We start from the raw sequence: 15,336 nt of genomic DNA on the forward strand, positions 1-15,336 counted from the left end.
GATAAGCGAAGCGCCATCGGGCAACTCGTTACTCCACCAACGCCGTACCGGCATAAATATCAAACCGGTGGCCTTTGGTGACAACCGCGTTCGGCGTGGCGACATCCGCTAACGGTGGCGCGTAATCCGGGCGCTTCACCACGACCCGTTTGGTCGCCAGCTGGCGCGCTGGCGCCAGCAAACCATCGGCATCAAGATCCGGCCCGACCAGCGACTGAAACACCCGCATCTCTTTTTTCACCAATGCGCTTTTCTGCTTATGCGGGAACATCGGATCGAGATAAACCACCTGCGGGCGCGGCGTGATATCCGTCAGCGCCGTCAGGCTGGAGGCATGGATCAACTGCAAGCGTTCCTGCAACCACGGGCCGATTTCCGGGTCGGCATACCCGCGCGCCAGACCGTCATCCAGCAACGCTGCGACCACCGGGTTGCGCTCCAGCATGCGCACTCGACACCCCACGGAAGCCAGCACAAAAGCATCGCGCCCCAGTCCCGCCGTCGCATCGACCACGTCCGGCAGGTAATCGCCTTTAATGCCGACCGCTTTCGCGACCGCTTCGCCGCGACCGCCGCCGAACTTGCGGCGATGAGCCATCGCCCCGCCGACGAAATCGACAAAGATGCCGCCAAGCTTCGGCTCATCGCGCTTACGCAGCTCCAGATGCGCAGTCGTCAGCACCAGCGCCATCGGGTTGTTTTCGTCATGCTCTAACCCCCAGCGGGCGGCAAGAACAGATAAGGCGCCGTCTCCGGCGCCTGTTTCATCAACTAAGCAGATCTTCACGTACGCTATCAGCCTTTAATGCCGTAGTGCGTCAGCATCGCGTCCAGCTGCGGTTCACGACCACGGAAGCGCTTGAACAGCTCCATCGGCTCTTCCGAACCGCCGCGCGTCAGGATGTTGTCGAGGAACGACTGCCCGGTATCGCGGTTGAAAATGCCTTCTTCCTCAAAGCGCGAGAAGGCATCCGCCGCCAGTACATCGGCCCACAGATAGCTGTAGTAACCTGCCGCATATCCCCCGGCGAAAATATGGCTGAAGGCGTGCGGGAAGCGGCCCCATGACGGCCCCGGCACCACGGCGACCTGTTTTTTGATCTCAGAAAGCGTCTCCAGAATTTTCGCCCCTTGTTCCGGGTTAAATTCCGCATGCAGACGAAAGTCGAACAGGCCAAACTCCAGCTGACGCAGAATAAACAGCGCCGCCTGGTAGTTCTTCGCCGCCAGCATTTTATCCAGCAGTTCCTTCGGCAGCGGTTCGCCGGTCTCGTAGTGACCGGAGATAAACGCCAGCGCGTCCGGCTCCCAGCACCAGTTTTCCATAAACTGGCTCGGCAGTTCGACCGCATCCCACGGCACGCCGCTGATGCCGGAAACGCCCGCCGTTTCGATGCGGGTCAGCATGTGGTGCAGACCGTGGCCGAACTCGTGGAACAGGGTGATCACTTCATCATGCGTGAACAGCGCCGGTTTACCGTTAACCGGACGGTTAAAGTTACAGGTCAGGTAGGCGACCGGTTTTTGCAGCGAGCCATCGGCTTTGCGCATCTGGCCGACGCAGTCATCCATCCACGCCCCGCCACGCTTGTGCTCACGCGCATACAGATCGAGGTAGAAACTGCCACGCAGTTCGTTGTTTTCGTCATACAGCTCGAAGAAGCGCACGTCGGGATGCCAGACATCCACATCGTTACGCTCTCTGGCCGTAATGCCGTAAATGCGTTGTACCACTTCAAACAGGCCGTTCACGGCTTTGTTTTCCGGGAAGTACGGGCGCAGTTGCTCATCGCTGATGCTGTAAAGGTGCTGCTTTTGTTTCTCGCTGTAGTACGCGATATCCCACGGTTGCAGTTCATCGACGCCGAACGTCGCTTTCGCGAAGGCGCGCAGTTGCGCCAGCTCTTTCTCGCCCTGCGGACGCGCGCGTTTCGCCAGATCGGTTAAGAAATCCAGCACCTGCTGCGGGTTTTCCGCCATTTTGGTGGCGAGCGATTTAAAGGCATAGCTGTCGAAACCCAGCAACTGCGCCAGTTCATGACGCAGCGCGAGGATCTCTTCCATCACCGGGCTGTTGTCCCATTTACCCGCGTTCGGCCCCTGATCGGAGGCGCGCGTCACATAGGCGCGGTACATCTCTTCACGCAATACCGGGTTGTCGCAGTAGGTCATCACCGGCAGATAGCTTGGAATATCCAGCGTCAGCAGCCAGCCTTCCTGTTCTTTCGCTTCCGCCTGCGCTTTCGCGGCGGCCAGAGCGCTTTCCGGCATGCCCGCCAGTTCCGCGTCGTCAGTCACTAACTTCGTCCAGCCCATCGTGGCGTCGAGCACGTTGTTGCTGTACTGATTACCCAGCTCGGACAGGCGAGTGGCGATTTCACCATAGCGCTGCTGTTTTTCCTTCGGCAGACCAATACCGGAAAGCTCAAAATCACGCAGCGCGTTATCAACCGCTTTTTTCTGCGCGACGTTCAGGGTCGCGTAATGGTCGCCATCGCGCAGGTCGCGGTACGCATTGTACAGACCCTCGTGCTGACCAACCCAGGTGCTGTATTCAGACAGCAGCGGCAGCGTCTGCTCATAGGCTTCGCGCAGTTCCGGGCTGTTTTTAACGGAATTCAGGTGGCTGACCGGAGAGAAAATGCGCCCCAGCACGTCGTCCACTTCCGCCAGCGGCTGGCAGAGATTTTCCCAGGTGTACGGCGCGCCCTGCGCCACTACCCGCTCCACGTTTTCACGGCAGTCATTCAGCGCCTTTGTCACGGCAGGCACCACATGCTCAGGCTGGATTTGGGAAAACGGCGGTAGCGAGAAAGGCGTCAGTAATGGATTGGTCATAAGCGCTGTCCTGTTGAATGAGGTGAATGAAGCGCGCATCCGGCGCTGTGCATATTTGTTTCAGATGGGGGTAAGTGTAGTGAATTTCAATGGCGAGCGTAGCGGAAAAATACCCGGTAGCGCTGCGCTTACCGGCCTACGGGTAATCTGCCCTTTTCTGCTGTAAACTGTGACAAATCGTCTATTTCAGCGGAATTTAATTACCCATGCTCAGTTATCGCCACAGCTTTCACGCTGGCAACCACGCCGACGTCCTCAAACACACTGTTCAGAGCCTGATTATCGAGTCGCTCAAAGAGAAAGAGAAACCGTTTCTTTATCTGGACACGCACGCTGGCGCTGGCCGTTATCAGCTGAGCGGCGAACACGCCGAACGCACCGGTGAATATATGGAAGGGATCGCCCGCATCTGGCAGCAGGACGATTTACCGGCCGAGCTGGAGCCTTATATCGGCGTGGTAGAGCACTTTAACCGTAACGGGCAACTGCGTTACTACCCGGGTTCCCCGCTCATCGCCCGCCAGCTGCTGCGTGAGCAGGACAGCCTGCAACTGACGGAGCTGCATTCAAGCGATTTTCCGCTACTGCGTTCTGAGTTTCAAAAAGACAGCCGCGCCCGCGTGGAGCGTGCCGACGGCTATATGCAGTTGAAGTCCAAACTGCCGCCGGTTTCGCGTCGCGGCCTGATCCTCATCGACCCGCCTTACGAAATGAAAACCGATTATCAGGCGGTCGTCAGCGGCATCAGCGAAGGGTATAAGCGCTTTGCCACCGGCACCTATGCGCTGTGGTATCCGGTGGTGTTACGCCAGCAAATTAAACGCATGATTCACGACCTGGAAGACACTGGAATCCGCAAAATCCTGCAAATTGAGCTGGCAGTTCGCCCGGACAGCGACCAGCGTGGCATGACCGCCTCTGGCATGATCGTCATTAACCCGCCGTGGAAGCTGGAACAGCAGATGAACAACGTGCTGCCGTGGCTGCACAGCAAGCTGGTTCCAGCGGGCACCGGGCACGCTTCCGTCAGCTGGATCGTGCCAGAGTAATCACAGCCATCGGTGGAACCTTTTAATTCCAGGTATACAATCGCGAATATTTTGGCGAATGGCATTGCGCTCATTCGCCCTACAATGAACATGAAGGAGCGGTCATGACCAAACACTATGATTACATCGCGATCGGCGGCGGAAGCGGCGGTATTGCCTCGATTAACCGTGCCGCTATGTACGGTCAGAAATGTGCGTTGATTGAAGCCAAAGAGCTGGGCGGCACCTGCGTCAACGTCGGTTGCGTCCCTAAAAAAGTGATGTGGCATGCCGCGCAGATTCGCGAAGCGATCCATATGTACGGCCCGGACTATGGCTTTGACACCACCATCAACGCGTTCAACTGGGACACGCTGATTGCCAGCCGCACGGCCTATATCGACCGTATTCACACCTCGTACGACAACGTGCTGGGTAAAAATAACGTGGATGTGATCAAAGGCTTCGCCCGCTTCGTGGATGCCAGAACCCTTGAAGTGAATGGGGAAACGATCACTGCCGATCACATTCTGATCGCCACCGGCGGTCGCCCGAGCCATCCGTCCATTCCGGGTACGGAATACGGTATCGACTCCGACGGTTTCTTTGCGCTACCTGCGCTGCCGGAGCGCGTTGCGGTGGTCGGCGCGGGTTACATCGCCGTAGAACTGGCTGGCGTGATTAACGGCCTGGGCGCCCAAACGCACCTGTTCGTGCGTAAACACGCGCCGCTGCGCAGCTTTGACCCGATGATCACCGAAACGCTGGTTGAAGTGATGAACACGGAAGGCCCGACGCTTCACACCCACGCGATCCCGAAAGCGGTGGTGAAAAACGCCGACGGCAGCCTGACCCTGCAACTGGAAGACGGTCGCAGCGAAACGGTGGATTGCCTGATTTGGGCGATTGGCCGCGAACCGGCAACCGACAACGTTAACCTTGCCGCCACTGGCGTGAAAACCAACGAAAAAGGGTACATCGTCGTCGATAAATTCCAGAATACCAGCGTGGAAGGTATTTATGCGGTGGGCGATAACACCGGTGCGGTTGAGCTGACGCCAGTCGCCGTGGCCGCGGGTCGTCGTCTCTCCGAACGTTTGTTCAACAACAAGCCGAACGAGCATCTGGACTACAGCAATATTCCGACCGTGGTCTTTAGCCACCCGCCGATTGGCACCGTGGGCCTGACCGAACCACAGGCGCGCGAACAGTACGGCGACGACCAGGTGAAAGTGTACAAATCATCGTTCACAGCCATGTACACTGCGGTGACGTCTCACCGTCAGCCCTGCCGCATGAAGCTGGTGTGCGTTGGCGAAGACGAGAAGATTGTCGGTATTCACGGCATCGGCTTCGGGATGGATGAAATGTTGCAGGGCTTCGCGGTCGCGCTGAAAATGGGCGCCACCAAGAAAGACTTCGACAACACCGTGGCGATTCACCCAACGGCGGCGGAAGAGTTCGTGACAATGCGTTAATCGTCGATAAGCGCCGGATGGTGTGACGATCCTGTCGGCCGGATAGGCGTTTACGTCGCCATCTGGCGCCATGCCCGATGGCGCTATGCTTATCGGGCCTACGCGTGCGGTTTTCGTAGGCCCGATAAAACCTCAGCCGTCATCCGGCATTCTTTTATTTTCCTTGCATATACGGCGTATACACCCCGTTCAGGCTTTCCAGGAATGCGACGATATCATCAATATCTTTCTGCGGAATCTCTTTCCCCACCTGATAACGCAACATCAGTTTCACCGCTCCGTCGAGGGTTGGCACATCCCCCCGGTGGAAATACGGCGCGGTCAGCGCAACGTTACGTAATCCGGGCACTTTCTGACGCAATTTATCGCGAACTTCATTGGTGACGTTCATACGTCCAATGTCCGCAGCGGTAATTTCGCCGAAATTAAAGTCTTTCTTCAGACCCAACGGCTCGAAGGAACGCCCACCGAGAATAATACCGCCGTGACAGGTCGCGCATTTATTCTCTTTGAACAGCTCATAGCCATGTTTCTGCTGCGCCGTCAGCGCATTTTCATCCCCTCGTAACCACTTATCGAAAGGCGAATTTGGCGTAATCAGCGTCTTCTCAAACTCGGCAATGGCATCCGTAATCGTTTCTCCGCTGAAGCCCTGCGGATATATCGCCGTGAACTGCTGTTTTAGCACCGGATCTTTATCGAGTTTCCCAATGATTTCATCCCAGGATTTAGAGGCCATTTCAATCGGGTTTAACGGCGGCCCACCAGCCTGCGCCTGCAACGTCGGCGCGCGACCATCCCAGAATTGCTCAACGTTAAAGATCGAGTTGAACACCGTTGGCGCGTTGATTGGCCCTACCGCGCCGCCCACGCCGATGGAGGTTTTCCTGCCGTCCACACCGCCCGCGTTCAGCGCATGGCAATGCGCGCAGGAGATGGTGCTGTCACCCGATAAACGGGCATCGTGGTAGAGGGTAAAACCCAGTGCGACTTTTTGATCGTCAACCGGCAGTTTTTCGGGGACAGGCTGAACCGGCTCATTACGATGCGCCGCCGCCGTATCCGCGCTGGCGTAGTAACGCTCGCGCTGTTTAGCGATCCAGCCGAGAATCTCCTCCCGCTCCGTATCACTGACCTTACCGGCCCAGTGCAGCGCGGTATAGCGCGTTGGCGGCATTGTTTCGTACTGCATCACCCATTCAATCTTATTCAGATCGCTTTGCGTGACGGGTTTATCCGCGACCAACGCGGCGCGTACTGCTTCAAGGTTGAAAGATTTATAGCCTAGTTGAATATCATAATTCATCAACTGCTTAGCAACGGGAAAAGAGGAATAAAAAGGCAGTTCAGCAGAGGGGGTATGACAATAATCGCATCCCTTTTCCCGTAAAAAACCCAGGATTTTATTATTGTCTTCCAGCGTTGAGGCTTGCACATCAGCTTCTTTACTACGTTGATTATCGTGATACCAGACGTAACCAGATAATCCTAAATAACAAATCGCAATGCCTGCTATGGCTATCGCGGTAAGACGGGTAATGATTTTCATTATTTTACCCTCACTATAGTGAGATATTATGGCCCAGAAGATGAACATAAATCAGGCGTATGTCTTTATTAGACATAGCCATCATAGGAAATACAGGCGAAGGGTTTTTGATAAGTATCAAGCAATTACATGGGGATAAACTATCGATAAGATAGCTTTTCCCTATTATAAGCAGGGTCTTTCGGCGTCGGTATTCATAACTCGTTGCAATCGAATGTTCTGAAAGTGAAAATCTTCCTGTTACGGCTATTCCATATTTTTTATATTATTATCAGTAATCTATATTTAAAGACTCTTTTTCACGTATTAACAAAGCGTGATCTATCGCACAGTTTGCACCTCATATACCGAAGCGAATGTCTACGCTTAATAGACAGCCGGGCAACACCCGTATCATTTACGACGCAATCCGGAGGTCCTTCTCATTATGCTCAACCAGAAATTACACCCCGCCCCATCCGACGAATTAACGATCGAAATCGATCTGCTTTATGAAACGGACCCGTGCGAGTTAAAGCTGGATGAAATGATCGAGGCAGAACCGGAACCTGAGATGATTGAGGGGCTACCCGCCTCCGACGCCCTTACCCCAGCCGATCGCTATCTTGAGCTGTTCGAGCATGTGCAATCATCCCGGCTTTTTGCCGACAGTAAAACTTTCCCCGACTGCGCGCCGAAAATGGACCCGCTGGATATTCTGATCCGCTACCGTAAAGTCAGACGACACCGCGACTTTGACCTGCTGCGCTTTGTTGAAAATCACTTCTGGCTACCGGAAACCTGGTCCAGCGAATATGTCTCCAACCCGGAAAATTCACTGAAAGAGCATATTGATCAGCTCTGGCCGGTGCTGACGCGTGAGCCGCAGGATCACATTCCCTGGTCCTCGCTGCTGGCGCTGCCGCAATCCTATATCGTGCCGGGCGGACGTTTTAGCGAAACCTACTACTGGGACTCCTATTTCACCATGCTGGGCCTGGCGGAAAGCGGCCGGGAAGACCTGCTGAAATGTATGGCAGACAACTTCGCGTGGATGATTGAGAATTACGGCCACATCCCCAACGGAAACCGCACATATTATTTGAGCCGCTCTCAGCCACCGGTCTTTGCGCTGATGGTCGAACTGTTCGAAGAGGATGGCGTGCGCGGGGCGCGGCGCTATCTGGATCATCTGAAAATGGAGTACGCCTTCTGGATGGACGGCGCGGAATCTCTGGTGCTCAACCAGGCCTATCGCCATGTCATCAGAATGCCGGACGGTTCCCTGCTCAACCGCTACTGGGACGATCGCGACACCCCCCGCGACGAATCGTGGCTGGAGGATGTGGAAACCGCCAAACATTCGGGTCGCCCGGCCAATGAAGTATACCGGGATCTCCGTGCTGGCGCGGCCTCCGGTTGGGATTACTCATCACGCTGGCTGCGCGATGCAAGCCGACTGGCCAGCATCCGCACAACCCAGTTCATCCCCATTGACCTGAACGCTTTCCTCTACAAACTGGAGAGCGCGATTGCCAACATTTCCGCCCTGAAAGGCGACCGTGAAACCGAAGCGGCATTTCGCCAGAAGGCCAGCGATCGCCGCGCCGCCGTAAACCGCTATCTGTGGGATGACGAGAATGGCTGCTATCGGGATTACGACTGGCGGCGCGAGCAAATGGCGCTCTTTTCCGCCGCCAGTATCGTGCCGCTGTATGTCGGCATGGCGACTCACGAGCAGGCAGACCGCCTCGCTAACGCCGTTCGCAGCCGTCTGCTGACGCCTGGCGGGATCATGGCGACAGAGTATGAAACCGGCGAGCAATGGGATAAGCCTAACGGCTGGGCGCCACTACAGTGGATGGCAATCCAGGGCTTCAAGCTGTACGGCGACGATATGCTGGGGGATGAAATTGCCCGCAACTGGTTAAAAACCGTCAATATTTTTTACCAGCAGCACCATAAACTGATCGAAAAGTACCATATTGCCTGCGGCACGCCGCGTGAAGGGGGCGGCGGGGAATATCCGTTGCAGGATGGGTTTGGCTGGACCAATGGCGTGGTTCGCCGTTTGATTGGTTTATACGGCGAACCATAGCGGCGTTACCGAATCACGTTATAAATGGCGGTCTGAATCTTTAACCATTTTTTGTTTTCCACGCTGGGCTCGGCCTGAACACGCAGCCGGGCCTGCTCCATATCATGCTGCTGGCGCATCACCACCGCCGGAACGGTACAAAAACTTTGCAGATACTTTTTATGCAGCGACGTCAGCGACGCTCCGTTCAGCATGGCGTGGCTCAGCGACGTCAGGAAGCGTCGGCAGGGTTTTACCTCATCCATCAGCGAAGGGTAGCGCAGCAGCAGTTGCAGCACATCGGCGTTGCCCGTCGAAAACGCCTGTTCGGTCCAGGCCAGCTGCCAGTTCATCCCGCCCTGTAAGAACAACGCCGTAACGCGCGTATCATTACGGTCGATCGCCGAGCGCATATTAAACGGGTCCCAGGTGATCCCCATGCGGCTCATGGTTTCCCGCGCGGAGGGCGCCTCAAGCCGGGCGTCATCCTGCATGACCTCGTCGCGTTGTACGGGCGCAGCAGAGGGAGGCGGCGAGCTGAACAACCAAAACGCCCCCACCAGAATCGCCAGCACCATTGCGCCAACCCCGCCCCACAACACCCCGGAAATCAGCTGCTCACGCTCTTCAGCCGTCCGCTGCTGTCGCTTGTGAGGCGGTTCAATACTCTCGCCAATTTCCTGGTTATCTCCCCCCGCCAGCGCGTCTTTTTCTCGCGCCTCCTCCCAGAATTTCTCCACCACGCCCTCATCGGACGCCATAAACGAAGCCGGGTTTATGCGAGTGCGTTTTTCATTAAACGCCCGCTGTACCGAGCGGGTGATCTGGCGGAACTGACAATCCAGTAGCGACAACTGTACGGAACTGAGCGGCTGCCCGGCGATGATGCCGTTACGCGCCTGACGGCAATCCTCAAGGAACATACGCAGGGTCGTACGCGGCTCAACAAACAGCGTCAGCGCAGACGCGTCTTTGAAAAATGCGGAATAGTGACGGGCAAACGACTTTTTATCGACCACCATCAATGCCAGCTCGCTGAACAGCATCGCGCTGAGCGCATCCTGTCCTTCGCTGAGTTTTAACCAGCGTCGCAGACGATCGGCGCCAAAATGCAGCTTCAGGTAACTATTCAACTGATGACGATCCGGCCACACCTGCGAAATAAGCGCTTTCAGCGTGAGTTCAATCGCCCGCAGCTGACGCCGGGCCTGTATTTGCGCGTCCTGATTGCCTGCATCAATATCAGTCTGATAAGTGAGAAGCGGCTGCCGCTGGCGCAGTTGTTCCAGCGACGCCACAAAACGCAGGGCGGCAAGCAGTTGGTTTTCACTGACATCCTTCCCGCTGTCATATTGCGGAACATACTGCTGGAGATGTCGCAAATGCAGCATAAACTGGCTCAGTTGCGCATCGTTTATATGTAATTTTTTTGCCACCACGCTCCAGCCGCCTAAATTAAGGCGGGCTTGATCCAGTTGTTCCATAAACCAGCGCGGTTCTTTTCCTTCCGCAACATGTACGCCCAGCAGCAGCAGGATCTCCACTGACGCCTGACGGATGATGCCCAGACAGTGTTCAAAAGGCGAATGCATCGCCTGCGAAGCGTTATTCGTCATGATCGTCCCTAAAAAAGCCCCTCCATAAAGAAGGCTTTTAATATTATTTTAATTATCTGTTTTGATAGATATAACAGATTTTTTTGGCATTACAGTGACTACAACGCAAAGGTTGAGAAATTTATTGTGGGCGGCGAGGGAAATAAAGAGAAGTTGATGAACAGTCATCGCGGAATATTAAAATTAACGTCAGGAATAAAACAGCGTTCCTGAAATAAGTTTATCCTTAATCTAAATTAATGTTGCGGGTGTAAACCACCCGCTTAATATTATCATCCTGATTATAAGAACATGCCGCCCGACACTTCGATACGCTGCGCGGTCATCCAGCCCAGTTCATCGCTGAGCAACGCGGCGATGGCATCACCAATATCGTCCGGCAAACCAACCCGTCCCAGGGCGGTTTGTGACGCGATATACGCATTCAGTTGTTCATTGTCCCGCACATTGCCGCCGCCAAAATCAGTTTCAATGGCTCCCGGCGCGATAATGTTCACGGTGATGCCGCGTTCGCCCAGCTCTTTTGCCTGATAACGCGTCAGCACTTCCATCGCCCCCTTCATCGCGGCATAAGCGCTGTAGCCAGGCAACGCAAAACGGGCCAGCCCCGTCGACACATTGAGGATCCTGCCGCCATTCTTCAGCAGGGGTAACAGCCCCTGAGTCAGGAAAAACGGCCCTTTAAACTGAATATTCAAAAGCTGGTCAAACTGCGCTTCAGTGAAGGTCGAATACGGCGCGTTGATGCCGATTCCGGCATTGTTCAATAAATAATCAAATGAATCACGCTGCCACTCCGTTTTCAGGGTTTCCCGCACCTTTTCAACAAACGCCGGGAATCCCGAAATATCCCCGACATTCAACTGCAATGCTGCGGCTTTCCCGCCTGATTGCGTAATTTCATGCACGACCTGCTGCGCCTCTTTTTCATTGCTGTTCCACGTCAGAATGATCCCGATTCCTTTGCTCGCCAGCTTAAGCGCCGCGTTTTTACCGAGCCCTCGGCTGCCGCCGGTCACTAATGCGATACGTTGCGTCATAAGAAACCTCATTTCAGGTGTTGTGAAGATTGAGAAAGAGCTTATTAGGTGTTAGAAAAACAATAAATGTAGCGAAATGCGCTTCACTGTTTCATTCAGAACAACACCGGGACCTCGCGATGGATAAAATTCACGCAATGCAGTTGTTCATTCGCGTCGCTGAACTGGAGAGTTTTTCCCGCGCCGCCGAAACATCAGGCCTTCCTAAAGGTAGCGTATCCCGCCAGATACAGGCGCTGGAAAACCACCTCGGCACGCAGTTGCTGCACCGCACCACCCGGCGGGTTCAGCTTACTCAGGACGGAATGGTGTATTACGAACGTGCGAAAGATCTGCTGACGAACCTGGACGAGCTGGACGGTTTGTTCCAGCACGACCCGGCCAGCATCAGCGGCAAGCTGCGGGTCGATATGCCGGTTGGGGTCGCCAAGAACCTGGTGATACCGCGCCTGCCCGCGTTTTTACAGCAGTATCCGGGTATTGAGCTGGAACTCAGCAGCAGCGATCGCCTGGTGGATTTGATACGGGAAGGGTTCGACTGCGTGGTGCGGGTCGGGGCGCTAAAAGATTCCGGGTTGATCGCCCGCCCGTTGGGAAAGCTGTCGGTCATTAACTGCGCCAGTCCGCAGTATCTGGCGCGTTTTGGCTACCCAGAAGGTCTGGACGATCTGGCCTCGCATGCGGTGGTTCATTATTCCGTCAATCTGGGCACGCGCCCGCAAGGCTTCGAAGTGGCAACGGCAAACGGCACGCAGTGGATTAAAACCGGCGGCATTCTGACGGTCAACAGCACCGAGACCTACCATGCCGCCTGCCTGGCGGGGCTAGGAATCATTCAGGTGCCGCGCATCGGCGTTCGTGAGGCATTGCGCGCCGGGACGCTCATCGAGATCCTGCCGCAGTATCGCGCTGACCCAATGCCGGTGTCCCTGCTCTACCCGCATCGCCGCAACCTCTCCCGCCGGGTACACCTGTTTATGGAGTGGCTGACCGGCGTAATGAAAGACTACGTGGACTGACACGCTATACTGTTCTGAGAGTTAACAAAAGAAGGACTATCGACCTGATGACGCAGGAAAAAGATGTAAAACGCCCTATTCAGGAACTCGACCATGCGCCGGTGCCCAAAGTGGAGACGCACGATCGTGACGAACCAGAAACAAACAACAAGGCCACCCAGGCGCTCAAAACGGTCTCCACGACGGCAGCGAGAATCCAGCGTCAGCCGGTGATTGCCCACCTGATCCGCGCCGCAGAGCGTTTTAACGATCGGCTGGGCAACCAGTTTGGCGCCGCTATCACCTATTTCTCGTTTCTGTCGATGATCCCTGTCCTGATGGTGTCGTTTGCCGCCGCCGGTTTTATTCTCGCGTCACATCCCACGCTATTAGAGGACATTTTCAATAAAATCCTGATGAACGTCAGCGATCCTACGCTGGCGTCCACGCTGAAAAGCACCATCAACACCGCCGTTCAGCAGCGAACCACCGTCGGCCTGGTGGGGCTGGGCATTGCGCTCTATTCCGGGATCAACTGGATGGGCAACCTGCGTGAAGCGATTCGCGCCCAGTCTCGGGACGTGTGGGAGCGCACCCCGCAGGATCAGGAAAAAATCTGGATAAAATACCTGCGCGATTTTGTCTCGCTGATTGGGCTGTTGGTTGCGCTGATTATCACGCTGTCTATTACCTCGATTGCCGGTTCTGCGCAGCAGATGATTATCTCCGCGCTGTATCTCGACAGCATTGAGTGGCTAAAACCCGCCTGGCGGTTGATTGGGCTGGCCATTTCAATTTTCGCCAACTACCTGCTGTTCTTCTGGATTTTCTGGCGGCTACCGCGCCATCGACCGCGCAAGAAGGCATTGATTCGCGGTACGTTTATCGCCGCGATCGGTTTTGAGGTGATCAAAATCATCATGACCTACACGCTGCCTTCCCTGGTGAAATCCCCGTCCGGCGCCGCATTCGGTTCCGTGCTTGGCCTGATGGCGTTCTTCTACTTCTTTGCCCGCCTGACGCTGTTTTGCGCGGCCTGGATAGCCACCGCCGAATACAAAGACGACCCACGTATGCCAGGGAAAACCCACCGCTAGTTCATCATTTGATGCCGGATGGCGCGATGCTTGTCCGGCCTACCGCCCGGCAGGTTGCTACGCCTTATACGGCACGCATTGCAGCATATAAATCCAGACCGTAACTTTTATTTAACCTAAAACCAGTTTTATCATCTAAGTTTAAAATTGTGTGAAGCATTTCATAGACGTGAAATCGCAGGTCTAAACATTATCCCCTTTTTGACCATTATTTGAGCAAAATCCCGCTTTGTTACAGATTGAAATGTCGCTTTTGCTGTGCGTAATATGGCCGTTCGTTCGCCAAAAAATAAGAAAATACTATGCAAGCAACCGCCACCACACTCGACAACGAACAGGAACACGTTCCGGTAAACTCGCGCAATAAAGTCGTCGTTGCCTCCCTCATCGGCACCGCCATTGAGTTCTTCGACTTCTACATTTACGCGACTGCCGCAGTAATCGTGTTCCCCCATATTTTCTTCCCGCAGGGCGATCCGGCAGCGGCAACGCTTCAGTCCCTCGCCACCTTCGCCATCGCCTTTGTCGCGCGCCCAATTGGCTCTGCGCTATTCGGCCACTTCGGCGACCGCGTCGGGCGTAAAGTGACGCTGGTGGCGTCATTGCTGACGATGGGGATCTCCACCGTCGTGATCGGCCTGCTGCCGGGCTATGCCACCATTGGCATTTTCGCCCCGCTGCTGCTGGCGCTGGCGCGCTTTGGCCAGGGTCTGGGTCTCGGTGGAGAATGGGGCGGCGCGGCGCTGCTGGCGACCGAAAACGCCCCGCCGCGCAAGCGCGCGCTGTACGGCTCTTTCCCGCAGCTTGGCGCGCCTATCGGCTTCTTCTTCGCCAACGGCACGTTCCTGCTCCTCTCCTGGCTGCTGACCGATGAGCAGTTCATGACCTGGGGCTGGCGTTTACCGTTCATTCTCTCTGCGGTGCTGGTCATTATCGGCCTGTACGTCCGCGTCTCGCTGCATGAAACACCGGTATTCGCTAAGGTCGCCGCGGCGAAAAAGCAGGTGAAAATCCCGCTGGGCACCCTGCTGACCCGGCACGTACGCGTAACGGTACTCGGGACATTCATCATGCTGGCGACCTATACGCTGTTCTACATCATGACGGTCTATTCCATGACGTACAGTACCGCAGCCGCTCCTGCGGGGCTCGGTTTGCCGCGTAACGAAGTGTTGTGGATGTTGATGCTGGCGGTGATCGGCTTTGGCGTGATGGTGCCGGTTGCAGGCCTGCTGGCAGACGCTTTTGGTCGCCGTAAGAGCATGGTCATTATCACGACAATGATCATTCTGTTCGCGCTGTTTGCCTTTAAACCGTTGCTCGGTTCCGGTAATCCGGCATTGATATTCGTTTTCCTGCTGCTGGGGCTGAGTCTGATGGGGCTGACCTTCGGCCCGATGGGCGCGCTGTTGCCGGAGCTGTTCCCGACAGAAGTTCGCTACACCGGCGCGTCCTTCTCGTATAACGTGTCGTCAATTCTTGGCGCGTCCGTAGCGCCATATATTGCCGCATGGTTGCAGGGGAACTACGGTCTGGCGGCGGTCGGCACCTATCTGGCGTCAATGGCCGCCCTGACGCTGATTGCGCTGCTGTTGACCCACGAGACGCGCCACCAGTCGTTGTGATTTGACCGCCA

11 protein-coding genes are annotated in these 15,336 nt (G+C 55.6%); 6 read left to right on the forward strand and 5 right to left on the reverse strand.

The window, feature by feature from the left end; genetic code table 11:
- Positions 1 to 28: 28 nt before the first annotated feature.
- Both rsmJ and prlC read right to left on the reverse strand, forming a co-directional pair.
- Complete coding sequence (gene rsmJ, locus OGX81_RS13475; RefSeq protein ID WP_047460446.1) at positions 29 to 787, reverse strand: 16S rRNA (guanine(1516)-N(2))-methyltransferase RsmJ; 759 nt, start codon at positions 785 to 787, stop codon at positions 29 to 31.
- An 8-nt stretch (positions 788 to 795) separates the two neighbouring features.
- Positions 796 to 2,838, reverse strand: coding sequence for an oligopeptidase A (prlC, locus tag OGX81_RS13480; protein ID WP_104868065.1), 2,043 nt, complete (start codon positions 2,836 to 2,838; stop codon positions 796 to 798).
- Positions 2,839 to 3,044: 206 nt separating this feature from the next.
- On the opposite strand from prlC, the gene OGX81_RS13485 reads away from it, so the two are divergent.
- Positions 3,045 to 3,887 carry a 23S rRNA (adenine(2030)-N(6))-methyltransferase RlmJ gene (locus tag OGX81_RS13485; RefSeq protein WP_012135639.1) on the forward strand — a complete coding sequence of 281 codons (843 nt, stop codon included), beginning with the start codon at positions 3,045 to 3,047 and terminating at the stop codon, positions 3,885 to 3,887.
- A gap of 104 nt (positions 3,888 to 3,991) precedes the next feature.
- The gene (gene gorA / locus OGX81_RS13490) at positions 3,992 to 5,344 is read left to right on the forward strand and encodes a glutathione-disulfide reductase (protein WP_047460436.1); all 1,353 of its coding nucleotides are present in this window, start codon (positions 3,992 to 3,994) and stop codon (positions 5,342 to 5,344) included.
- A gap of 154 nt (positions 5,345 to 5,498) precedes the next feature.
- Here gorA and OGX81_RS13495 read toward each other — a convergent pair whose 3' ends face one another.
- Positions 5,499 to 6,893, reverse strand: a complete 1,395-nt coding sequence (locus tag OGX81_RS13495) for a cytochrome-c peroxidase (RefSeq protein WP_071259278.1) — start codon at positions 6,891 to 6,893, stop codon at positions 5,499 to 5,501.
- 427 nt (positions 6,894 to 7,320) lie between these two features.
- Between OGX81_RS13495 and OGX81_RS13500 the strand changes: the two genes are divergently transcribed.
- A complete protein-coding gene (locus tag OGX81_RS13500; protein WP_012135642.1) occupies positions 7,321 to 8,970 on the forward strand; it encodes an alpha,alpha-trehalase in 1,650 nt (549 codons plus the stop codon).
- Positions 8,971 to 8,975: 5 nt separating this feature from the next.
- On the opposite strand, the gene OGX81_RS13505 is transcribed toward OGX81_RS13500, so the two are convergent.
- Together OGX81_RS13505 and OGX81_RS13510 are read right to left on the reverse strand one after the other, a co-directional pair.
- Entirely contained in the window at positions 8,976 to 10,565 is a 1,590-nt protein-coding gene (locus tag OGX81_RS13505; protein WP_104868064.1) for an STY4199 family HEPN domain-containing protein, read from the reverse strand.
- A gap of 281 nt (positions 10,566 to 10,846) precedes the next feature.
- Positions 10,847 to 11,605, reverse strand: a complete 759-nt coding sequence (locus OGX81_RS13510) for an SDR family NAD(P)-dependent oxidoreductase (protein WP_104868063.1) — start codon at positions 11,603 to 11,605, stop codon at positions 10,847 to 10,849.
- Between the two features lie 119 nt (positions 11,606 to 11,724).
- Between OGX81_RS13510 and OGX81_RS13515 the strand changes: the two genes are divergently transcribed.
- The 3 genes from OGX81_RS13515 (at position 11,725) to OGX81_RS13525 (ending at position 15,325) form a co-directional block, all read left to right on the forward strand.
- The gene (locus tag OGX81_RS13515; protein WP_012135645.1) at positions 11,725 to 12,624 is read left to right on the forward strand and encodes a LysR family transcriptional regulator; all 900 of its coding nucleotides are present in this window, start codon (positions 11,725 to 11,727) and stop codon (positions 12,622 to 12,624) included.
- A gap of 47 nt (positions 12,625 to 12,671) precedes the next feature.
- Positions 12,672 to 13,700, forward strand: coding sequence for an inner membrane protein YhjD (gene yhjD, locus OGX81_RS13520; RefSeq protein WP_012135646.1), 1,029 nt, complete (start codon positions 12,672 to 12,674; stop codon positions 13,698 to 13,700).
- 302 nt (positions 13,701 to 14,002) lie between these two features.
- Positions 14,003 to 15,325 (forward strand): MFS transporter, encoded by a 1,323-nt coding sequence (locus OGX81_RS13525; protein WP_104868062.1) that lies wholly within the window; start codon positions 14,003 to 14,005, stop codon positions 15,323 to 15,325.
- Positions 15,326 to 15,336 lie beyond the last annotated feature (11 nt).

Source organism: Citrobacter sp. CK206 (assembly GCF_030333125.1).
Lineage (GTDB): Bacteria > Pseudomonadota > Gammaproteobacteria > Enterobacterales > Enterobacteriaceae > Citrobacter_B > Citrobacter_B koseri.